General features: G+C 30.1%; 17 protein-coding genes. 10 read left to right on the forward strand and 7 right to left on the reverse strand.

From position 1 onward, the window contains the following. The first annotated feature begins 1 nt into the window (after position 1). From SHK09_RS08925 to SHK09_RS08955, 7 genes are all read left to right on the forward strand, one after another. On the forward strand, positions 2-1,246 hold the full coding sequence (locus SHK09_RS08925) for a hypothetical protein (RefSeq protein ID WP_319810433.1): 1,245 nt from the start codon (positions 2-4) through the stop codon (positions 1,244-1,246). 45 nt (positions 1,247-1,291) lie between these two features. Next, positions 1,292-2,182: a 23S rRNA pseudouridine(2604) synthase RluF gene (gene rluF / locus SHK09_RS08930; protein WP_319810434.1), complete on the forward strand. Its 891-nt coding sequence runs from the start codon at positions 1,292-1,294 to the stop codon at positions 2,180-2,182. Between the two features lie 186 nt (positions 2,183-2,368). After that, a complete protein-coding gene (tgt, locus tag SHK09_RS08935; protein ID WP_319810435.1) occupies positions 2,369-3,499 on the forward strand; it encodes a tRNA guanosine(34) transglycosylase Tgt in 1,131 nt (376 codons plus the stop codon). Between the two features lie 67 nt (positions 3,500-3,566). Next, positions 3,567-4,658: an LptF/LptG family permease gene (locus SHK09_RS08940; protein ID WP_319810436.1), complete on the forward strand. Its 1,092-nt coding sequence runs from the start codon at positions 3,567-3,569 to the stop codon at positions 4,656-4,658. Beyond that, on the forward strand, positions 4,645-5,559 hold the full coding sequence (locus SHK09_RS08945; protein ID WP_319810437.1) for a DMT family transporter: 915 nt from the start codon (positions 4,645-4,647) through the stop codon (positions 5,557-5,559). The genes SHK09_RS08940 and SHK09_RS08945 overlap by 14 nt, the downstream gene beginning before the upstream one ends. 74 nt (positions 5,560-5,633) lie before the next feature. Beyond that, a complete protein-coding gene (locus SHK09_RS08950; protein WP_319810438.1) occupies positions 5,634-6,587 on the forward strand; it encodes an acetyl-CoA carboxylase carboxyltransferase subunit alpha in 954 nt (317 codons plus the stop codon). Between the two features lie 8 nt (positions 6,588-6,595). Beyond that, on the forward strand, positions 6,596-7,312 hold the full coding sequence (locus tag SHK09_RS08955; RefSeq protein ID WP_319810439.1) for a DUF3667 domain-containing protein: 717 nt from the start codon (positions 6,596-6,598) through the stop codon (positions 7,310-7,312). 56 nt (positions 7,313-7,368) lie between these two features. On the opposite strand, the gene SHK09_RS08960 is transcribed toward SHK09_RS08955, so the two are convergent. From SHK09_RS08960 to SHK09_RS08980, 5 genes are all read right to left on the reverse strand, one after another. Next, entirely contained in the window at positions 7,369-8,424 is a 1,056-nt protein-coding gene (locus tag SHK09_RS08960; protein WP_319810440.1) for a TlpA disulfide reductase family protein, read from the reverse strand. A gap of 200 nt (positions 8,425-8,624) precedes the next feature. Continuing rightward, positions 8,625-9,653 (reverse strand): TlpA disulfide reductase family protein, encoded by a 1,029-nt coding sequence (locus tag SHK09_RS08965; RefSeq protein ID WP_319810441.1) that lies wholly within the window; start codon positions 9,651-9,653, stop codon positions 8,625-8,627. A 114-nt stretch (positions 9,654-9,767) separates the two neighbouring features. Continuing rightward, on the reverse strand, positions 9,768-10,490 hold the full coding sequence (locus tag SHK09_RS08970; protein ID WP_319810442.1) for an NYN domain-containing protein: 723 nt from the start codon (positions 10,488-10,490) through the stop codon (positions 9,768-9,770). A gap of 186 nt (positions 10,491-10,676) precedes the next feature. Beyond that, positions 10,677-11,846, reverse strand: a complete 1,170-nt coding sequence (locus tag SHK09_RS08975; protein WP_319810443.1) for a DUF3095 family protein — start codon at positions 11,844-11,846, stop codon at positions 10,677-10,679. Positions 11,847-11,979: 133 nt separating this feature from the next. After that, positions 11,980-14,556, reverse strand: a complete 2,577-nt coding sequence (locus tag SHK09_RS08980) for an ATP-dependent Clp protease ATP-binding subunit (protein ID WP_319810444.1) — start codon at positions 14,554-14,556, stop codon at positions 11,980-11,982. Positions 14,557-14,819: 263 nt separating this feature from the next. Between SHK09_RS08980 and gyrA the strand changes: the two genes are divergently transcribed. Both gyrA and SHK09_RS08990 read left to right on the forward strand, forming a co-directional pair. Next, the gene (gene gyrA / locus SHK09_RS08985) at positions 14,820-17,342 is read left to right on the forward strand and encodes a DNA gyrase subunit A (RefSeq protein WP_319810445.1); all 2,523 of its coding nucleotides are present in this window, start codon (positions 14,820-14,822) and stop codon (positions 17,340-17,342) included. 22 nt (positions 17,343-17,364) lie between these two features. After that, a complete protein-coding gene (locus SHK09_RS08990) occupies positions 17,365-18,609 on the forward strand; it encodes a tetratricopeptide repeat protein (protein WP_319810446.1) in 1,245 nt (414 codons plus the stop codon). A gap of 52 nt (positions 18,610-18,661) precedes the next feature. Here the strand turns inward: SHK09_RS08990 and SHK09_RS08995 are convergent, their stop codons facing one another. Together SHK09_RS08995 and SHK09_RS09000 are read right to left on the reverse strand one after the other, a co-directional pair. Next, positions 18,662-19,432, reverse strand: coding sequence for a C40 family peptidase (locus SHK09_RS08995; RefSeq protein ID WP_319810447.1), 771 nt, complete (start codon positions 19,430-19,432; stop codon positions 18,662-18,664). Positions 19,433-19,455: 23 nt separating this feature from the next. After that, on the reverse strand, positions 19,456-20,631 hold the full coding sequence (locus SHK09_RS09000; RefSeq protein WP_319810448.1) for an acetyl-CoA C-acyltransferase: 1,176 nt from the start codon (positions 20,629-20,631) through the stop codon (positions 19,456-19,458). A gap of 137 nt (positions 20,632-20,768) precedes the next feature. Here SHK09_RS09000 and SHK09_RS09005 point away from each other — a divergent pair, with 137 nt between their 5' ends. Beyond that, positions 20,769-22,832: an HDIG domain-containing metalloprotein gene (locus SHK09_RS09005; protein ID WP_319810449.1), complete on the forward strand. Its 2,064-nt coding sequence runs from the start codon at positions 20,769-20,771 to the stop codon at positions 22,830-22,832. Positions 22,833-22,909: the final 77 nt, after the last annotated feature.

Here is a 22,909-nt window from a genome sequence, read left to right on the forward strand (position 1 = left end):
GATGCGAAATAAAATATTATTTATAGTATTAGTAGGATCAATAAACATTTTAGTTGGACAGAATAATACAAATACACCCTATTCTTTATATGGTTTAGGTGTAGAAAATAAGACAGCAACAGGAGGTTTAACTGGTTTAGGAAACACAGGTATAGCGCAATCTAATCCGTTTGAAATAAATTTATTTAACCCAGCAAGTTTAGGTGGTATCTTACAAAATTCATTCTTATACGAATTTGGTGTAAATGGAACTTACTCAACCTTAAAAACGCAAAATATTAGCGAAACAAGTAGTAATGGTAATATATCACATATTGCAATTGCCTTTCCTATAAAAAAAGATTGGGGAATGAGTGTTGGTCTCTTGCCATATACAAAAACAGGTTATAATATAGATGTAGAAAGTTCTATTGAAGGAACTACAGATACATATTTAACAAGAATAACAGGTATTGGTGGTTTAAATAAATTTTATATATCCTCTGGTTTAAAGCTGTTTAATAATTTGTCTTTTGGTGTAGATGTTTCTTTTCTTTTTGGTTCAATAGAACAAGAAAGCCAGTTATATTCAGATTCATTTGTTTCAATTACAGATCAGAATTATTATGGTGGTGTAAAATTAAAAACCGGTTTTCAATACAAATTGCCCTCTTTTGGCAGGTTAGAAACAACACTTGGTGGTACATTAGAATTACCAGCATCTTTAAACGGCTCACAAACAAGAACTTCTTATAAAACTACTTCTGGTGGTAGTTCTGTAACTATAGAAAACGAGGTAGAAAATGATTTAGAGAGTTTCGAGTTGCCATTTTCTTACGGACTAGGAATTACATCAATAATAAATAAAAAATACACAGCAAGTTTAGATTATAGAGCATTATCTTGGCAAGACACCAATCAGCAATTAAATAACGAACGTTATACCAACCAATCTATTTATGCATTTGGTTTGCAATATGCAGCCTCAAAAAATAAATCAGATTACTGGTCTAATATAAAATACAGAGTTGGGTTTAATTACAATACAGGCTTTTTAAAAATATCTAACGAACAAATAGACAGTTATTTTGTTTCATTAGGAGTAGGGCTTCCAATGAAGAAAAATAGTAAAGATAATTTTAATCTTTCTTATTCTTACGGAAGAGAAGGCACTTTAGAAAGCAGTTTAATTCAAGATAATTTTCATAAATTAACCTTAAATTTAAACTTTGTTGGTAAATGGTTTAGTAAAAGAAAAATAGATTAGACAAAATTATAATCTTATACTTACTTTTGCAGAAAATATTTCTCATTGGACAATACAAATCAACAATCTATAAACCTTAATAAATATATAAGTTCTTCTGGCGTTTGCTCTAGAAGAGAAGCAGAAAAATATATAAAAGAAGGTAGAATTACTATTAACGGTAAACGAACTCAATTAGGTAACAGAGTTGGTAAAAAAGATGTTGTAAAGTTCGACGGGCGTCTTGTAACACCAAAAGACGTAACCTTGTACATCGCTTTAAACAAACCAGTAGGTATTGTTTCTACAACAGATGAAAGAGAACCAAACAACATCGTAAAGCACGTAAATTACCCAGAAAGATTATTTCCAATTGGGCGTTTAGACAAACCATCAGAAGGTTTAATTTTCTTAACAAACGATGGCGATATAGTAAATAAAATTTTACGCGCAGGAAACAATCACGAAAAAGAATACTTTGTATCTGTAGACAAACCTATTACAGATGAGTTTATCGAAAAAATGGGAAGTGGAATTCCTATTTTAGGAACCATGACAAAAAAGTGTTTTGTAGAAAAAGTAAGCGCTAAAATTTTTAAAATTGTTTTAACACAAGGCTTAAATCGTCAAATTCGTAGAATGTGCGAATACTTAGATTATGAAGTAACCAAGTTAAAACGTACCAGAATTATGAATGTAGATTTAGGATATCTACAAGCAGGAGATTGGCGAGAATTAACAGAAGAAGAAATGTTAGAAATAAATAAAATGATTTCTACCTCCTCTAAAACAGAAGAAGCTTCACCAATAGAAGAAAAGCCAAAACAAGCAAAACCAAAGAGAAATAAAGCACCTACAAAAAACGATTTTAATAAAAAAAGTGCCTCTTTTAGAAAATCATCACCAAAAACCAAGAGAAACAGTGCAATAGCATCTTCTAAAAAGAAACGTTGGTAATATTTGGGCGTTCCCTTTCAGGTCAGGCTTTACATTGCAATCTTTTTTATTTAAACAAATAAAAAAGGATTTCCATTGCAATCCTTAACACACCTATTTGGTAACAAAACCCAACCAATAACTTTTCGTTTTTTATAACACTTCATTTTATTTATCAATTCTTAAATAATAGTATCTTTGTCAACAATGAAATTTGACCTAAAAATTACCGACCCAAAAAGCAAGGCAAGAGCAGGAGTAATAACTACTGATCATGGAGAGATTGAAACACCAATCTTTATGCCCGTGGGAACTGTTGGAACCGTAAAAGGAGTTCATCAAACAGAATTAAAAAACGAAATAAAACCAGATATTATTTTAGCAAATACCTATCACTTATTCTTACGTCCAGGAATGGAAATTTTAGAAAAAGCTGGTGGATTGCATAAATTTATGAATTGGGATAGCAATATCTTAACAGATTCTGGTGGTTATCAAGTATATTCTTTATCCGGACGAAGAAAAATTAACGAAGAAGGTGTAAAGTTTAAAAGTCATATAGATGGTTCTATGCACTTTTTTACACCAGAAAACGTAATGGAAACACAACGTACCATTGGAGCAGATATTATAATGGCTTTCGATGAATGTACACCTTACCCATGTGACTATAATTATGCGAAAAGATCTATGCATATGACACATAGATGGTTAGATAGATGTATAAATCATTTAGAAAAAACACCATATAAATACGGGTTCGAGCAAACATTTATGCCAATTGTACAAGGAAGTACGTACAAAGATTTACGAAGACAATCTGCAGAATATATAGCAAATTCTGGGCAGCAAGCAAACGCAATTGGTGGTCTTTCTGTTGGGGAACCAGCAGAGGAAATGTATGCAATGACAGAAGTTGTTACAGAAATTTTACCAGAAGACAAGCCACGTTATTTAATGGGAGTTGGTACGCCAATTAATATTTTAGAGAATATAGCTTTGGGTATTGACATGTTCGATTGTGTAATGCCAACAAGAAATGCAAGAAACGGAATGTTGTTTACTGCACATGGTTCTATAAATATTAAAAATAAAAAGTGGGAAGATGATTTTTCTCCAATAGATGATATGGGTATTACTTGGGTAGATACCATGTATTCAAAAGCCTATTTACGTCATCTTTTTGCAGCAAAAGAAATGTTAGGTAAGCAAATTGCTTCTATTCATAATTTAGGTTTTTATGTTTGGTTAACAAGAGAAGCTAGAAAACATATTATTGCAGGAGATTTTAGAGAATGGAAAGATAAAATGGTAAAACAAATGGACAAAAGATTGTAAGATTTTTGTCATTTCTGTTCACTAACTTTAGAGAACAGGATGTTATAATAATAAGATTTATACCCTTTTGAAAATAATAGATTGGTACATATTAAAAAGATTTTTGGTAACATTTATGTTTACCTTATTAATCTTAATTCCAATAGCAATTGCTATCGATGTTTCTGAGAAAATAGATAATTTCTTAGAACATCCTAACCTGGGGTTTAGTGAAATTTTAAACGATTATTATTTAAATTTTATTATTTACTATGCCAATACCTTTATGCCATTGGCATTGTTTATAGCGGTAATTTTATTTACATCTAAGCTTTCTAATAACACAGAGATTATAGCAATTACAAATGCGAAGGTTTCATTTACACGTTTTTTATATCCTTATTTTGTTGGTGCAACTTTAATTACGGTTCTTTCATTAGCAATGAATCATTATGTAGTACCCAATAGTAGTAAAATAAGAAAAGGGTTCGAAAAAAAATATATTAGTAATTCCAAGCAAAAAAATGAACTTAAGTATGTTTCAGATTTTAGCTTGCAACTTACAGATAGTACATACATCTTTATTAGAAGCTTTAATACAGGCAACAATGTAGGATATGATTTTAACTCAGAAACCTATGATGGTTTAGAATTAAAATCTAAACTTTCTGCAGATAATTTAAAGTACAATAAAAAAGACTCTACCTTCACTTTAAACAACTGGAGAAAACGACTAATATATAAAAATAGTGATAGTATTTTTTCTGGTAACAAATTAGATACAGTTTTTAATTTTACACCAAAAGATTTAATCTACAAATCTGCCTTTGCACAAGAAATGCCTTCTGGTGAGTTATTAACGTTTATAAATATATCAAAAAAAAGAGGTGTAAAAAACCTAAATGCGTATTTGGTAGAACTTTATAAACGAACAAGTTTACCAATAGCATCTTATATTCTTACAATTATTGCAGTAGCTTTGGCTTTTAGAAAGAGAAGAGGAGGTACAGGTGTTAACTTAGCGGTTGGTGTTGGTATTATGTTCTTGTATGTTTTCTTTATGAAAGTAGGAGAAGTTTTAGGATCTGTTGCAGGTGTTAATTCTTTAGTTTATGTTTGGATACCTAATATTATGTTTGGTATTATAGCTATCTACCTTTATTTCCATGCAAGAAAGTAAATTAAATAATTACCTATTACTTCACCTTATTGTTTTTATTTGGGGATTTACAGCAATTTTAGGAGCCTTAATTACAATTGATGCAATTCCTTTGGTTTGGTATAGAATGTTATTGGCAGTAATTTTTATTGCAATTTATTTTATTTACAAAAAAAAATCATTTAGAGTTGATAAAAAAGGACTTGTAAAATTTTTGTTTACAGGAATTATTATTGCTTTACATTGGGTTTTCTTCTTTAAAGCAATAAAGGCTTCAAATGTATCGGTGGCTTTGGTAACTATGAGCACTGGTGCTTTTTTTGCAGCACTAATAGAACCTGTTTTTTTTAAAAGGAAAGTAAACACGCTAGAAATATTTTTAGGCTTAATGGTTATTGGTGGTTTGTACATCATTTTTAATTTTGAAAGTCAATATAAATTAGGAATTATTTATGCACTAATAGCTTCTTTCTTAAGTGCGTTATTCTCTGTTTTAAATGGTTTGTTTGTTAAGAAATATACTGCAGATACGATTTCGTTTTATCAATTATTTTTCGGAGTTCTTTTTATAACGGCTTATTTATTAGTAACAAATGGTTTTTCTATAAGCTTTTTTCAAATTAAAACAACAGACTGGTTGTATCTTTTTATTTTAAGTAGCATTTGTACTGCGTACGCATTTATTGCTTCTGTACATGTAATGAAATATTTATCTCCTTACACAGTAATGCTTACCATAAATTTAGAACCTGTTTATGCAATTATTTTGGCTTTACTTATTTTTGGAGATGAAGAACAAATGAGTAGTACGTTTTATTTAGGTGCTTTTATAGTTCTATTTGTTGTTCTATTAAACGGAATTATAAAAAACAGGAAAACATTAAAAGACAAGTTTCAACAAAAGTTGAAGAGAAAAAAGTAAATTTAATTTGCTTGAAAAAGTAAATTTTATAGTATGTTTGTCCTTACAAATAACTAAAATCAAATCACTAGAATATGGAATATTTAGAATTTGAAATGCCTATAAAAGAGCTTCAAGATCAACTACAGAAATGTCAGATTATTGGTGAAGAAAGTGACGTAGATGTTACTGCTACTTGTAAGAAAATAGAGAAAAAACTAGCAGATGCTAGAAAAAATATATATAAGAACTTAACGCCTTGGCAAATAGTTCAATTATCGAGACACCCAAACAGACCTTATACTTTAGATTATATCAAAGCAATTTGTGGAGATACTTTTATGGAACTTCATGGAGATAGAAGTGTTGGTGATGATAAAGCGATGATTGGTGGTTTAGGTAAAATTGGCGATCAATCTTATATGTTTATTGGTCAACAAAAAGGATACAATACCAAAACACGCCAGTACAGAAACTTTGGAATGGCAAATCCTGAAGGATATAGAAAAGCTTTGCGTTTAATGAAAATGGCAGAGAAATTTGGTATACCTGTTGTTACTTTATTAGATACACCTGGTGCTTACCCTGGTTTAGAAGCAGAAGAACGCGGACAAGGAGAGGCAATTGCTAGAAATATTTTCGAAATGACTATTCTTAAAACACCAATTATAACAATTGTTATTGGTGAAGGAGCTTCTGGTGGAGCTGTAGGAATTGGAGTAGGAGATAGAGTTTACATGATGGAAAATACTTGGTATACTGTTATTTCTCCAGAATCTTGTTCTTCTATTTTATGGAGAAGTTGGGAATATAAAGAGCAAGCTGCAGCAGCATTAAAATTAACTGGTGCAGATATGAAAAAAATGAAGCTAATAGATGGTATCATAAAAGAACCAGTTGGAGGTGCTCATTCTGATAGGCAAAGTGCTTTTAAATCTGTTGAAGCTCAAATTGTTAGTGCTTTTAATGAATTAAAAGATTTATCTGAAGAAGACTTGGTTGCTAAAAGAATGGATAAGTACGCAAACATGGGAGTTTACAAAGAATAGAAAACTCTATGTCTTGTATTAATTGTAATATTGAGTTAACGGGAGAATTTTGCCCTACTTGTGGCGAAAAGAAAGATTTTAATAGAATTACATTTTCTTCATTAATAGAAAATGTTTTTTCTGGTTTTGTTAATATGGATAAAGGTTTATTATTCAATATTAAAAACTTAACTCTTCATCCTCAAAAAACTATATTTCAATATATAAAAGGTAAAAGAAAATATGTTTTAAACCCTATAAGTTATGCTATTATAACTATTTCTGTTTATTTAATATTAGTCGCTTTTTTAAAAGAAGATAAACTAGTTGAAACAACAGAAATTTCTAAGAAGGTTAAAAGCCTTAATAAGTTTGAGAAATATGGTTACGATGCAGGAGGTTATATTTTTAGTAAACTTAAATTCTTATGGTTACTAATAATTATTTACTTAAGTCTGTTTACAAAACTAATTTTTAAGAGATTTAACTTTTTTGAGCATATTACAATAAATGCCTTTATAGTTGGTCATTCAACAATAATAGCTTTTTTTGTAAAAATTATTTATCATGATGAAATTTTACTATTTAATTTTTTAGTTTTTATTTATATGATTTACCTTGTTTATAAGGTGTTTCTAAATAAAAAAGAAAAATTTTTCACATTAACAATGGCAGTCTTTAGTGTAGTATTTGCTTACTTAATGTTTTTAATAGTTCCTTTTTTAACTATGATTATTTTAAAATAAAAAAAAGCGAAATTCAAATGAATGAATTTCGCTTTTTTTGTGCTTTTATATTAAGTTTAGATTCCTAAAGAAGTGAAAATTTCTTTTAATCTAGGTTCAGAAGGTCTCGGTGCATTTGCATCTACAATATTTCCTTGCGGACCTATTAAAATAAATCTAGGAATTGCATTTATTTGATATGCTTGTTGAAAACTGTAGTCTTTTCCTGCCCATAATTGATTTCCTGTTAATTGTTTAGCTTTTACAAAATTTCTCCACTTTTTTTCAGCAGCTTCCCAAGAACCACCACTTTTTCTATATTCATCTGTAGAGATACTAATAAATTCTATATTTTTTCCATTGTACTCTTTTTCTAATGATTTTAAAAATGGAATTTGCTGAATACAAGGTGTACACCAAGTAGCCCACATATCTATATAAATATATTTACCAAGATAAGAATCTAAAGATTTTTTTCCTCCTTTGTAGTCTGTGTAGTTTTCGAATTTTGGAGATATTTTTTTTAAAATAGATTTTTCTGCTATTAATCTTTCTTTTACTGCAGAAGGGTGTCTTCTCTCATAATCCATAGAAACACTTTTAAGATATTGCTTGCTAATTTTTAGTGCGCTATTAAGAATAGTAGAATCGACGCCTTTATTAGCATATAAATTATTTGTGCTGTCTATTGTTTTTTCTAATTTATTTAATTTTTCATCAAATAAATCTCTTTCTAAAACGAAGAGGTTGGTAGGGTCACCTAAATCTCTAGATAACGCAAATTGAGTTAAAATAAAATTATTAGTTGCAGATCCTTCTCCTGTATAGCTAAAGCTTTCGAAAAAAGGATTAGACTCTGCTGTTAGAACTAAATTATACCCTTTGTCTAAATATACTACGCCTTTTTTATCGCTTCCAAGGTTTATTGTATAGTGTCCTTTTTTGTTTATTGTAAGAGTATCGCTAAACGTACCATCTTTATTTAGCTTTATTTCTTTAAAAACGGTATCCCCAGAAATAACAATTACAGAATCTTTTGCATTGTTTATTTTTCCAGAAAATACAGTAAAATCATTCTTTTTAGAGCATGAGGTAATTACTAATAAAAAAAGTAGGATGCTTAATTTCTTCATTTTTATTGTTTTTTATTAATTTAAGCAAAGATAGAATTTAATACTTTTAATTAAGTATTAAAAGTTGAATCTAAGCTTTGTAATTGCATTATAAAGTGTTAAAAAAATATGGACTCTTCTTTTTTTTAAACTATTAAATGTATAAAAAAAGCGAAATTCAAATGAATGAATTTCGCTTTTTTTGTGCTTTTATATCAAGTTTAGATTCCTAAAGAAGTGAAAATTTCTTTTAATCTAGGTTCAGAAGGTCTTGGTGCATTTGCATCTACAATATTTCCTTGTGGATCTATTAAAATAAATCTAGGAATTGCATTTATTTGGTATTCTTGCTGAAAAGAGTAGTCTTTTCCTGCCCATAATTGAGTTCCTGTTAATTGTTTAGCTTTTACAAAGTCTCTCCATTTTTTTTCTGCAGCTTCCCAAGAACCACCACTTCTTCTCGATTCATCTGTAGAAAGGCTAATAAATTCTATGTTTTTACCATGATATTCTTTTTCTAAATTCTTTAAAAAAGGAATTTGTTGAATACAAGGTCCACACCATGTTGCCCAAACGTCTATATAAACAAACTTTCCTTTAAAAGAGTCTAAAGATTTTTCACCACCTTTAAAGTCTGTATAATCTGTAAATTTAGGAGAAGGACTTCCTTTAGCAGTTGCTCTATTTTTAGTATATGCTTGGTTAAAACCAACCATCATTTGGGTAGTTTGTTGGTTTGCCATAGCAGCTAAAGAACTATCTATATCATCATAAGAGTTTAAAATACTATCGAATCTCTTTTTAATGCTTTCTAATTTATTTTTAAAATCATTTTCCTCAAGAGCTAAAATTAAAGTTGGATCACCAATTTTTTGGCTTACCGCTATTTGAGCAATCATAAAGTTACTATTATCTGCACCTTTACCAGAAAATTTAAAACTAGACATAAATTCATCGGCATCACCGTTTAATTTAATATCAAAACCATTTTTTAAATAAATAGGAGCTCTTTTGGTTCTACTTGTACCAAAAGTATAAATTGAAGCATTTTCTACTTTTAAGGTATCTTTAAAAGTACCATCTGTGTTTATAGTAATTGTTTTAATTGGGCCTTTTTGGTTAGATATTGTTATAGTAGAATCTTTATTGTTTTCTAATTTACCAGATAACGAAAGATACTCTTTAGAGTGTTCTTTTGTACAAGAAACTATTGCTACAATAGCTAATAATAGAATGCTTAATTTTTTCATTTTTATTTATTATAATTTGAAACAAATATAGAAATTAAATTAGAGTAGAATATGTTAATCAATTGTTAGTTTCAAATAGAGAAAGTTAAAATTTAAAACAAATGTTTATGTCTGCTATTTGTTTTTTACAAAGATTAATTTATGCCTACTCTTAGAGGTTTCTCTTTGTTCTAATTCAAACTTGCCAATAGATTTAATTAACGGAGTTAATTTATCGAATCCATAATTTCTAGAATCAAAATTTGGTTGTTTTTTCTGAAGCAAACTCCCTACATCTCCAAGAAATGCCCAACCATCTTCATCTGATAAATCTTCTATTGTAGAAGAAATTAATTTGGTAACCTTAGGTGTTATTTTATCTACATTATCTTTTGCATTATCTTTCTGGTTAACGTTTTCTTTCTTGCCTGTTTGCTTTCTAATAATTTCTATGTAAATAAATTTATCGCACGCAACTATAAACGGATTTGGCGTTTTCTTCTCGCCAATACCAATTACTTGTTTTCCTGCCTCTCTTAATCTAGTTGCTAGTTTTGTAAAATCACTATCACTAGAAACTAAACAAAAACCATTTACTTTTTCAGAATATAAAATATCCATTGCATCGATAATCATTGCAGAATCTGTTGCGTTTTTACCAGTTGTATATGCGTATTGCTGAATAGGGGTAATAGCATTTTCTAATAAAAGATTTTTCCATTTAGATAAATGCGGACTTGTCCAATCGCCATAAATTCTTTTAATTGTAGGATTGCCATATTTTGCAATCTCTTCCATCATTTCCTTTACGTGAGCAGATGGTATATTGTCTCCGTCTATAAGAACAGCTATATTCATGTTGTTGTATTAATTATGTATTTTGTTATTAAAACAGTAAAACGTTTTAATTTTTTTTGTTTTATAATAGTAGTTAGCTAAGTTAGTTTTTTGAATCATAAAATCAAAAAGAACAAACATTTGTTTTTATCATTAAAGTTTAAATGTTTAATGATGATTTTATTAATTCTTAGATAAATAAAATATTTAATTAGAACCGTGTAATGCTTTCATTTTAACCTTAAACATTTTTGCTGCAGACGTATAACCACCTTCAGTACCATCTACAAAATGTGCGTGTTTGGTTTTTCTATCTAAAACGTAGCAAGACATTACAGATGCGTGTGTTAGATGAATACCATAAATAATTTTATTTTCTTTTTCTAATTGATTTAAGTAGTCTAAAAAAAGATCAATTTTACTTTGTTCTGCTGTAAAAATAGTATTAATCATACCATCTAGCATAAAAGTATGAGATAACTGACTGATTTGATTTAGATATTTTTTTCCGTCTTCAGACATATTAAAATACCATTTTCCTAGTAAAGTCGTTATCCAATTTTTAATTAAATAGATAAAGCTATTATTAGCAAGACTAATCTTCATTTCTTCCCAAATTTTAGAAATACTGAAGTTTAATTCTAAAGAAGCTGTTTTTATAGGTTGTCTGTTGTTAAATGTGCCAAAAATACTATCCATTTTATGTAAAACATCTCTATATATATCTTTTTGCTCGGTTTCTTTTACAGCATCTAGTAATAAACAAACAACTTTTTTTACATTTTGTGTAGGATTAATTTCTTTCCACCTGCACTCCATACCTTCTAAGTTTAAAAGGTCTTTTTTAAAGGCAATAGTATCAATCTCTTTGTAGTTTTTTTTAATAATTTCTTCGGCTTTCTTTAAGCCATTTCCTAGTACAATAGGAATTGCCAATTGATCTGTAAGTTGATGCTTAACTATCTTTAAATAGGCTTTTTTAGCAATTAAATCTTTTACAGAAACATGCCCAACTCTAAGGGTTAAAGCTGTGTTTTTTTTTATATGAAGACTATAGTTTTCTAAAACAAGTGTAACTTTTTTTAGAAGGAAGTTTGGTATGATAAAAGTTGCACCATCACCTCCAAAAAAATAAGGGATTTCGATATTTTTCTTCTCTTTTCTAATGGTATTTAAAACAGATATAATTGCACCTGTTGCGGTTAAGTTTACTTGATGATGTTTGCCTTCGTTAACAGCTTTTGTTGAGTTTTTAATATCTACAACTACAACATGCCAAGTATTCGGAATCTCAGAAAAATCAGATTCATCGGCTAATACATCGACAAGCGTTTTATTAGACTTTTTTAATTGTGTGTAGTATTTTATATTCTCCATCGTTTTAACTACAAATTACATCTTTAATCTGTTGATAGCGAAGTTAGTTTTTTTTAATCAAAAAAATAACCATTGATTGATATCTGTTTTTAAACAAAAAAAATCTCAAACTTTCGTTTGAGATTTTAATATTTTAAGATTCCGTTTCGGTTCTTATTTCAGATTTTTTTTCGCCTTTTTCAATTTTAATGGTGAGCTTGTCTTCTTTCTCATCTAGATCCATCGAAATCGTATCACCTTCAGAAAGTTTAGAATTTACAATTTCTTCTGCCAAGGCATCTTCAATGTATTTCTGTATTGCTCTTTTAAGTGGTCTTGCTCCGTATTTTTTATCGAAACCTTTGTCTGCTATATAATCTTTTGCTTTTTCGCTTAATTGTAATGTATAACCTAAATCAGATATTCTGTTTAATAGTTTATCTAACTCGATATCTATAATTTTATGAATATCTTCTCTTTCTAAAGCATTAAATACAATTACATCATCTATTCTGTTTAGAAATTCTGGTGCAAAAGATTTCTTTAAAGCACCTTCTATAACAGATTTAGCATGTTCGTCTGCTTGTGCATTTTTAGTTGCAGTACCAAAACCTACTCCGCCACCAAAATCTTTTAATTGACGTGCTCCAATATTAGAAGTCATAATGATTATGGTATTTCTAAAATCGATTTTTCTACCTAAACTGTCAGTAATATGTCCGTCATCTAAAATTTGCAATAACATATTAAACACATCTGGATGCGCTTTTTCTATTTCATCTAAAAGAATTACAGAATATGGTTTTCTTCTAACTTTTTCTGTTAATTGACCACCTTCTTCGTAACCAACATAACCAGGAGGAGCACCAATTAAACGAGATATAGCAAATTTCTCCATGTATTCACTCATATCAATTCTAATTAAAGAATCGTCAGAATCGAATAATTCACGTGCTAGAACTTTAGCTAATTGAGTTTTACCAACACCTGTTTGTCCTAAGAAAATAAAAGAACCAATAGGTTTGTTAGGGTCTTTTAAACCAACTCTATTACGTTGAATAGCTTTTACCACTTTGGTAACGGCATTATCTTGTCCAACTACCTTTCCTTTAATTAGTTGCGGTAGTTCGTGTAATTTATGTGTTTCTGCTTCTGCAACTCTATTTACAGGAATTCCTGTCATCATAGAAACTACTTCTGCAACATTGTCTTCTGTAACTACTTCACGATTTAATTTAGAATCATCTTCCCATTGTTTTTGGGCAGAATCTAATGCAGATTCCATGTTCTTTTCATCGTCACGTAATTTGGCAGCCTCTTCGTATTTTTGTCCGTTTACAGCTTTTGTTTTTTGTTCGCGAACAATTTCTAATTGCGCTTCAAGTTCTAAGACTTGTTGAGGAACAACAATATTTGTAATATGAATTCTAGAACCGGCCTCATCTAAAGCATCAATTGCTTTATCTGGCAAATATCTATCTGTCATGTACCTATTCGTTAATTTTACACAGGCTTCAATAGCGTCATCTGTATAATTTACATGATGATGCTCTTCATATTTACCTTTAATATTCTGTAAAATTTGTATTGTTTCTTCTACGGAAGTTGGATCTACAATTACCTTCTGAAAACGACGTTCTAAAGCGCCATCTTTTTCGATATTTGTTCTGTATTCATCTAACGTTGTTGCACCAATACATTGTATTTCTCCTCTTGCTAAAGCAGGTTTTAACATATTAGAAGCATCTAAAGAACCAGTTGCACCACCAGCACCAACAATAGTGTGAATTTCATCAATAAAAAGAATAATATCTTCATTCTTTTCAAGTTCATTCATTAAGGCTTTCATGCGTTCTTCAAACTGACCACGATATTTTGTTCCAGCAACTAAACTAGCTAAATCTAAAGAAACCAAACGCTTATCAAACAAAATTCTAGACACTTTACGTTCTACAATTCTTAACGCTAAACCTTCTGCAATGGCAGATTTACCAACACCGGGTTCTCCAATTAACATTGGATTGTTCTTTTTCCTTCTACTTAAAATTTGCGAAACACGTTCAATTTCTTTTTGTCTACCAACAACTGGGTCTAATTTACCTTGTTCTGCCATAGCAGTTAAATCTCTACCAAAATTATCTAAAACAGGTGTTTTAGATTTTTTTACGTTTTTACCTTTAGGCGCTTGCTCGAAAGGGTTCGATTTTTCTGATGCAAATTCGTCATCATCAGATGGTGTTTCTGCAATTGGGTTGTTAGGTAATTCGTCGTCAATACTTAAATCATTATCTACATGTAATTGTTTGTACAAAGCTTTCGCTTCATCATAATTTACATGATATTTCTGTATTAACTTTGTTGTAGGGTCATTCTCGTTTCTTAGAATACATAACAACAAATGAGCTGTGTCTATAGACTCACTTTGGTATAGCTTAGCTTCTAAAAACGTAGTTTTAAGTGCTTTTTCTGCTTGTCTTGTTAAGTGCAAGCTTTTCTTTTCTGATGCTTCTGCAAACGTTGGGTTTACAGGGTTTAATTGTTCTAGCTTTTTACGCAAAAGAATCGTGTCTACATCAAATGCAGTTAAGATTTCCATTGCTTTTCCTTCTCCTTTTCTAATTAAACCTAATAATAAATGTTCTGTTCCAATAAATTCATGCCCTAATCTTAGTGCTTCTTCTTTACTGAAAGCGATTACATCTCTTACTTTTGGTGAAAAATTATCGTCCATATTTTATTATCTATTGATGTAAATTTAGTCCTTTTTTTTTTTAATAATTACAAAAAAGGTGCCAAGGCTGAAAAACTGACAGTTTGACTAGGAAACCAAGTTAGAAAACTATTGAAAATCAGCCAAATAAAAAGGGAATAAAAATTATTAATAAATGTTGATAACTCTCTTTAATTGAAAAGGCCTAAATCTTTGTAAATATCACTAGAAATAGTATCTTGCCTTGTTTTAAAAAAATGACTAATTATTAATAGAAAATATATATGGCAGACGGAGAAAAGGTAATTCCGATTAACATTGAAGAGCAGATGAAATCTGCGTACATCGATTACTCGATGTCAGTTATTGTTTCAAGAGCATTACCAGATGTAAGAGATGGCTTAAAGCCAGTTCATAGAAGAGTTTTATTTGGTATGCACGAATTGGGAATTAAAGCAACCGGGTCTTACAAGAAATCAGCAAGAATTGTTGGGGAAGTGTTAGGTAAGTTTCACCCACATGGTGATACTTCTGTATACGATTCTATGGTAAGAATGGCGCAAAACTGGAGTGTACGTTACATGATGGTTGATGGGCAAGGGAATTTTGGTTCTGTAGATGGAGATTCTCCGGCAGCAATGCGTTATACAGAGGTTAGAATGCAAAAAATATCAGAAGACATGTTGGCTGATATCGAAAAAGATACCGTAGACCATCGTTTAAATTTTGATGATACTTTACAAGAACCTACAGTTTTACCTACTCGTATACCTAACTTGTTAATAAATGGTGCTTCTGGTATTGCTGTTGGTATGGCAACTAATATGGCGCCACACAACATTACAGAGGTTATTAATGGTACACTTGCTTATATAGATAATAGAGATATAGAAATAGATGAGTTAATGCAACACATCACAGCGCCAGATTTTCCTACAGGAGGAATTATTTATGGTTATGATGGTGTAAGAGATGCTTTTCATACAGGTCGTGGACGTATTGTAATGCGTGCCAAAGCTATTGTAGAGGAAGTTAAAGGACGTGAGTGCATAATTGTTACAGAGATTCCTTACCAAGTGAATAAAGCAGAAATGATTAAAAAAACTGCAGAACTTGTTAATGATAAAAAAATAGAAGGTATTTCTAATATTAGAGATGAATCTGATAGAAATGGAATGCGTATTGTATACATCTTAAAACGTGATGCAATTCCTAATATCGTATTAAATAAATTATTTAAATACACACAATTACAAACTTCTTTTAGTGTAAATAATATTGCATTAGTAAAAGGAAGACCAGAGCAGTTAAACTTAAAACAGCTTATTCATTATTTTGTTGAACACAGACATGAAGTTATTGTTCGTAGAACAGAATTTGATCTTAAAAAAGCAGAAGCTAGAGCACATATTTTAGAAGGATTAATAATAGCATCAGACAATATAGATGAGGTTATTGCTACAATTCGTGCATCTAAGAATGCAGACGAAGCTCGTGAGAAATTAATTGAACGTTTTGAGTTAACAGAAATTCAAGCAAAAGCAATTGTAGAAATGCGTTTGCGTCAATTAACAGGTTTAGAGCAAGACAAATTGCGTGCAGAATATGATGCAATTATGTTAACAATTATCGATTTAAAAGATATTTTAGCAAACGAACCAAGACGTTATCAAATAATTAAAGACGAATTAGCTCATATTAAAGATAAATATGGAGATGAACGTCGCTCTATTATAGAATATGCTGGTGGAGACATGAGAATAGAAGACATGATACCAGATACAAAGGTTGTTGTTACTATTTCTAATGCAGGTTATTTAAAACGTACAAATTTAGAAGAATATAAAGTACAAAATAGAGGAGGTAGAGGTCAAAAAGGAGCAACTACTAGAAATGAAGATTTCTTAGAACATTTATTTGTGGGAACAAACCACCAATATATGATGTTCTTTACTCAGAAAGGAAAAGTATTTTGGATGCGTGTTTATGAAATTCCTGAAGGTGGAAAAAACACTAAAGGTAGAGCAATGCAAAACTTAATCAACATAGAACCAGATGATAAAGTTAAAGCATTCTTAGTAACGCAAGATTTAAAAGACGAAGATTACATTAATAGCCATTATGTAATTATGGCAACCAAGAAAGGTCAAGTTAAAAAGACTTCTTTAGAGCAATATTCTAGACCAAGAACTAATGGTATTAATGCAATTACTATTAAAGAAGGTGATGAGTTATTAGAAGCAAAATTAACAACAGGAGATAGCCAAGTAATGTTAGCATTAGCATCTGGTAAATCTATTCGTTTCGAAGAAGCAAAAACGCGCCCAATGGGTAGAACTGCTTCTGGTGTAAGAGGAATTACTTTACAGCATGAAAATGATGAGGTAATTGGTATGGTTGCTGTAAACGACATGGAAAGTAATATTCTTGTAGTGTCTGAAAAAGGATATGGTAAACGTTCTAAATTAGAAGATTATAGAGTAACAAATAGAGGTGGTAAAGGTGTTAAAACTTTAAATATTTCTGAAAAAACAGGTAACTTAGTAGCTATTAAAAATGTAGATGATTCTAACGATTTAATGATTATTAACAAATCTGGACTTACTATTAGAATGGCAGTTGAAGATTTAAGGGTTATGGGGCGTGCAACACAAGGTGTTCGTTTAATTAACATTAAAGATTCAGATAGTATTGCTGCAGTAGCAAAAGTAGCTCACGAAGAAGAAGTTGAAGAAGATGAAATTGAAGGCGAAACAGAAAATGGCACGGAAATTGAAAATGATTCAAATGAAAATCAAGAACAATAATAAATTAAACAATTTTTTAAAAATGAAAAATCAAATATTAGCGCTTTCTTTAGGATTAGTATCTGTAATGGCTTTTGGTCAAAAGAATGAATTAAAGTCTGCTGAGAAAGCAATTAAAAAAGGACAATTTAAAGAAGCTAAAGTAATCATAGAGTCTCTAGAAGGTATGGAAGCTACTATGGATGCAAAGTATAAAGCAAAATATTATTTCTTAAGAGGTTCTGCATATGGTAAATCTAATGTTGAAAAAGCAGCAGATGCTTACAACAAGCTTTTCGAATATGAAAAACAAATTGGTAAACAAAAGTATACTAAAGAAGCAAAACCTAAATTAAATGATTTAGTACAATTTGTTTCTACTAAAGCAATAGAGCAGTACAATGCTAAAGATTATGCCAATGCTAAAAATAATTTTTATGCAACGTATAAGTTAAGCCCGAAAGACACTAGTTTTTTATATAATGCAGCAATTAGTGCTTCTTTATCTAAAGATTATGATATTTCTTTAAAGTATTATAAGGAGTTGAAAGATGTTGGTTATACTGGTATTACTACTCAGTATTTAGCAGTAAATAAAGCGTCTGGTGAAGTAGAAAATTTAGGTACTTTGTCTAATAGAAATTTAATGGTAAAAGCAGGTCAATATACTACACCTACTGATAAAGTATTAGAATCTAAACAAGCAGAAATTGTAAAGAATATTGGTTACATATTGGTAAACCAAGGTAAAACCGAAGAGGCAATTGTTGCTTTACAAGAAGCTAGAAAAGCAAACCCAAAAGATGTTAACCTAATTTTAAATGAAGCTCAATTATACATTAAGCTTGATAAGATGGATAAGTTTGGTGCTTTAATGGAAGAGGCTGTGAAGTTAGATCCTACAAACCCTACTTTATTTTTTAATTTAGGTGTTGTAAATGCAAACCAAGGTAAAACTGAAGCTGCAGTAAAGTACTACAATAAAGCAATTGAATTAAAACCAGATTATGGTGATGCTTATATGAACTTAGCTGTTGCTATGCTTTCGAAAGAAAAAGAAATTGTAGAAGAAATGAATAAGAACTTATCTAATTTCGATAAGTATGATGAATTACAAAACAAGCAAAAAGAATTGTATAAACAAGCTTTACCTTATTTAGTAAAAGCAGATAATATTAAGAGATCAGAAGGTACTGTTAGAACACTTTTAAATATTTATGATACATTAGAGATGGTAAAAGAAGCGGATGCTTTAAGACCAATCTTTAAAGAATTAAGAGGTCAGTAGGTCTTTTAATTCTCATAAAAAAAATCCGAAACTTTAGAGTTTCGGATTTTTTTTATATTATTTTTTTTATAACTCTTAGTTTATGTGTGTGTTTCTGAAGATCTGCATTAAAAATACCACTGTGATCTAAAGTGTCTATTCTCACTTTGCCATGTGCATGAATAATGTTATAATCATTTAGAATAATACCTACATGAATTATTTCTCCTTCTTCATTGTCGAAAAAAGCTAAATCACCTGGTTCGCTTTCTTCAATAAAACTTAAGACTTCTCCTTGTTTAGCTTGCTCCTTTGCATTTCGAAATAACTTATAACCACAAAGTTTATATACTATTTGAGTAAAACCAGAGCAATCTATACCAAAGGGAGATTTTCCGCCCCATAAAAAAGGAGTATTTAAATAAGTAAAGGCTGTTTTTAAAATATCACTTTTACTAGATATGCCATGGTAAACAGTATTATCATAAGAATAATTAAGGTTTCCTAATTTTAGTCTTCCTTCATTAAAATAAGGCAACTGAGAGCCAATAGCAATTGTTGTTAGTTCGTTTTTTTGGTTGGTAACAAAATCTAAAATTTCACCAGAATAAGTAGGTGTTTCATTACAGATTAAAGTATAAGAATCTTCTGTAATTTCTAGATACTGTTTGTTATCTATAAAACCTTCAAAACTGTCGAAAGGCAAACGAATTTTACTCCAATTCTTTTGCTTCTCAATAATCTGAAAATGTTCACCAAACAAAACCTGACTCACCATTTCTGATTTGTCTGACTCTTCTGCTCTTAAAGGAACAATACTTAAGTTGCAAATGCCAAAAAGCATAAATAGATAAAGGTTTTTAAAATTTAAATTCTTTCTATAACCATTGCACTAGCACCACCACCACCATTACAAATAGCTGCAGCACCAATTTTAGCATTGTTTTGTTTTAATATAGATGTTAGGGCTATAACAATTCTAGCTCCAGAGACACCTAAAGGATGTCCTAAAGAAACAGCACCACCATTAACGTTTACTTTGTTATCTGTAATGTTTAAAAGCTTCATATTAGCTAAACCAACAATCGAGAATGCTTCATTCAATTCAAAGTAATCTACATCATCAATAGAAATATTTGCTTTTGCTAATGCTTTAGGTAATGCTTTTGCGGGTGCAGTTGTAAACCATTTAGGCTCGTGTGCAGCATCTGCATATCCTTTTATTCTAGCAAGAGGAGTAATGTTTAATTCTTTTGCTTTATCAGCAGACATTAAAACTAAGGCAGCACCACCATCATTTATTGTAGAAGCGTTTGCAGCAGTTACGGTTCCTTCTTTAGTAAAAGCAGCTCTTAAAGTAGGAATCCTATCCATCTTTACATTTTTGTATTCTTCATCCTCAGAAAAGATAATAGCATCTCCACGTCTTTGAGGAATTTCTACGGGTACAATTTCATCACTATATTTTCCTTCACTCCAAGCTTTAGCAGAACGATTATAAGATTGTATTGCAAAATTATCTTGGTCTTCTCTAGAAAAATTATATTCAGTAGCGCAATCATCTGCACAAACACCCATAGCTACTTTGTCATATGCATCTACTAAGCCATCTTTCTGCATACCATCTTCCATGGTAATTGGTCCAAATTTAGAACCATTTCTAGCATGTTGGTAATGAGGTATAGAACTCATGTTTTCCATTCCACCAGCTACAACAATATCAGCATCACCCAAAGCAATAGTTTGTGCGGCTAACATTATAGATTTCATACCAGATGCACATACTTTATTAACAGTTGTACAAGGTACGGTGTTGGGAATGCCAGCATAAATAGCTGCTTGTCTTGCAGGTGCTTGTCCTAAGCCAGCAGAAACAACATTACCCATAAAAACTTCTTCTACCATTTCTGGCGCTAAGTTTATTTTATTTAAAGCTCCTTTTATTGCTACAGCACCAAGTCTTGTTGCTGGTATAGAAGATAAACTTCCCATAAAACTTCCAATTGGTGTTCTTGCAACAGATACAATTACTACTTCTTTCATATGTTATTTTGAGTTTATTTTTGATATAAGATTGTCTGCTAAATTAATCTTTTTTAATCAATTTTTATAGGATTGTTCCGCTTGAATTTCTAACCTTAACTTTTTTGCACTAAGTTTGTAGCTACAAGATAATAAACATGAGCAACTTCGTAAATAAACTCTATCAAAATAACACGATCATCTATAAAGTAATTTTATTCTTAATCACAACAGTTGCTATTGTCTATTTGTTTCCAAAAGGAGGTCAATTTAAGTATGATTTTAATAACGGTCAATTATGGAAATACGATAATTTATATGCACCTTTTGATTTTGCAGTTCAGAAATCTGAAGAAGAAATTAAAATAGAGAAAAAACAAATTGATGCAAATGCGAAACTCTATTTTACATATGAAAATACTATTGTAGATGAAGTAAGAAGTACGTTTGAAAGAAGAATTGCAGCAGCAATTTTAAGTGATTCTTTAACTATTGAAGAGAAGAAATCTTTAAGAAGTATTGGTTTAAATACAATAGACAAGATATATAAAGTTGGTTTTTTAGAAGTAATTAGCCAAGATAGAGTTCGAAATAAAGACGAATTAATAGCTATTAGAAAAGAGAATGTAATAAAAGATATTCCTTTTAAGATGCTTTATAATTCTAATGAAGTTTTAAATATTATAAGTAAAAACGTAGAAAATAATTTTAAGAGTTTTGGAAGTAAGCAGGTTTTTAATATACTTTCTGAAATTATAAAACCCAATGTTACTTATGATGCAGATTTTACTAATAAAGTAATAGAAAATGAAACTAAAAATATATCCTACACAAAAGGAAAAGTTTCATCTGGAGGATTAATTATTTTAAAAGGAGATATTGTTGAAGGAAAAAAATTAGCTATTTTAAACTCTTTAAAAAGCGAATCTGAATCTACTGTTTGGACAGAATCTAATTACAATTGGATTATTTTTGGATACACAATTTTAGTAGCCTTAGCTTTGTTGATGTTACTGCTGTTTCTTAAAAAAAATAGAGTTGAGATTTACAACAATAATAATAAAGTAACTTTTATATTTTTCAATGTTTTTTCAATGATCTTTATTCAAACATTGGTTATAAAATATAATTCAGACTATTTATATGTAGTACCTTTAAGTGTTTTGCCAATTATCTTAAAAGCATTCTTCGATGCACGTTTAGGTTTGTTTACTCACGTTCTTACAGTACTTTTATTAGGATATGTAGTTCCTAATAGTTTCGAATTTATTTACCTTCATATTATTGCGGGAATTGTAACCATTTTAACGGTTTCAGAATTATACAAAAGAGCAAACCTGTTTATTTCTGTAGCACAAATTACAGGTATTTATATGGTAACTTATTTTGCTTTTTCTATTATAAAAGAAGGTAATGCGTCGCAAATTAACTTAGATTATTTTATGCTTTTTGCTGCAAATGGGTTGCTTTCTTTTCTAGCAATAATTCTAATATACATCTACGAAAAAGTTTTTGGTTTAGTATCTGATGTAACTTTATTAGAACTCTCTAATACCAATTCTAAATTGCTACGTGAACTAAATGAAAAAGCTCCAGGTACATTTCAACACTCTATGCAAGTTGCAAATTTAGCAGAAGCAGCAGCAAATGAAATAGGAGCAAACTCTATGTTGGTTAGAACAGGAGCCTTATACCATGATGTAGGTAAAATGGCAAACCCAATGTATTTTATAGAAAATCAAACAACAGGCGTAAATCCTCATAACGAGCTATCTCCAAGAGACAGTGCAAAGATAATTACAGATCATGTTATAAAAGGGGTAGAGATTGCTAAAAAATATAATCTACCAGACAGAATTATAGATTTTATTAGAACGCATCACGGTACAAGTACAACTTATTATTTTTTGATGAAAGAAAAAGAAATGAACCCAGATACTGAGGTTGATGTTAAAAAATTTCAATATCAAGGTCCAAATCCTTTTTCTAAAGAAACAGCAATTTTAATGATGTGTGATGCTGCCGAAGCAGCCTCTAAAAGTTTAAAGATACCTACGGCGCAATCTATCAGTGATTTAATAGATAAAATAATAGAAAAACAAATGTCAGACAATCAGTTTTTAAATTCTGATATTACATTTAAAGAAATAGAGACTATTAAAAAAGTGATAAAGAAAAAATTGCTAAACATCTATCACTTAAGGGTTGAGTATCCTGAATAAAAAAAAGATGAAAAAAACTTAAAAACATCTTGTAATAATCGAAATGTAGTAGTATATTTGCACTCGCAATTTTAAAC

The organism is Polaribacter sp. PL03 (genome assembly GCF_033875165.1).
GTDB lineage: Bacteria > Bacteroidota > Bacteroidia > Flavobacteriales > Flavobacteriaceae > Polaribacter.

What these genes read in the sequence shown, in the direction of transcription:
- SHK09_RS08925 (WP_319810433.1), top strand. Translation starts at nt 2, where the DNA reads ATGCGAAATAAAATATTATTTATAGTATTAGTAGGATCAATAAACATT.
- tgt (WP_319810435.1), top strand. Translation starts at nt 2,369, where the DNA reads ATGAAATTTGACCTAAAAATTACCGACCCAAAAAGCAAGGCAAGAGCA.
- SHK09_RS08945 (WP_319810437.1), top strand. Translation starts at nt 4,645, where the DNA reads ATGCAAGAAAGTAAATTAAATAATTACCTATTACTTCACCTTATTGTT.
- SHK09_RS08950 (WP_319810438.1), top strand. Translation starts at nt 5,634, where the DNA reads ATGGAATATTTAGAATTTGAAATGCCTATAAAAGAGCTTCAAGATCAA.
- SHK09_RS08955 (WP_319810439.1), top strand. Translation starts at nt 6,596, where the DNA reads ATGTCTTGTATTAATTGTAATATTGAGTTAACGGGAGAATTTTGCCCT.
- SHK09_RS08960 (WP_319810440.1), bottom strand. Translation starts at nt 8,424, where the DNA reads ATGAAGAAATTAAGCATCCTACTTTTTTTATTAGTAATTACCTCATGC.
- SHK09_RS08965 (WP_319810441.1), bottom strand. Translation starts at nt 9,653, where the DNA reads ATGAAAAAATTAAGCATTCTATTATTAGCTATTGTAGCAATAGTTTCT.
- SHK09_RS08970 (WP_319810442.1), bottom strand. Translation starts at nt 10,490, where the DNA reads ATGAATATAGCTGTTCTTATAGACGGAGACAATATACCATCTGCTCAC.
- SHK09_RS08975 (WP_319810443.1), bottom strand. Translation starts at nt 11,846, where the DNA reads ATGGAGAATATAAAATACTACACACAATTAAAAAAGTCTAATAAAACG.
- SHK09_RS08980 (WP_319810444.1), bottom strand. Translation starts at nt 14,556, where the DNA reads ATGGACGATAATTTTTCACCAAAAGTAAGAGATGTAATCGCTTTCAGT.
- gyrA (WP_319810445.1), top strand. Translation starts at nt 14,820, where the DNA reads ATGGCAGACGGAGAAAAGGTAATTCCGATTAACATTGAAGAGCAGATG.
- SHK09_RS08990 (WP_319810446.1), top strand. Translation starts at nt 17,365, where the DNA reads ATGAAAAATCAAATATTAGCGCTTTCTTTAGGATTAGTATCTGTAATG.
- SHK09_RS08995 (WP_319810447.1), bottom strand. Translation starts at nt 19,432, where the DNA reads ATGCTTTTTGGCATTTGCAACTTAAGTATTGTTCCTTTAAGAGCAGAA.
- SHK09_RS09000 (WP_319810448.1), bottom strand. Translation starts at nt 20,631, where the DNA reads ATGAAAGAAGTAGTAATTGTATCTGTTGCAAGAACACCAATTGGAAGT.
- SHK09_RS09005 (WP_319810449.1), top strand. Translation starts at nt 20,769, where the DNA reads ATGAGCAACTTCGTAAATAAACTCTATCAAAATAACACGATCATCTAT.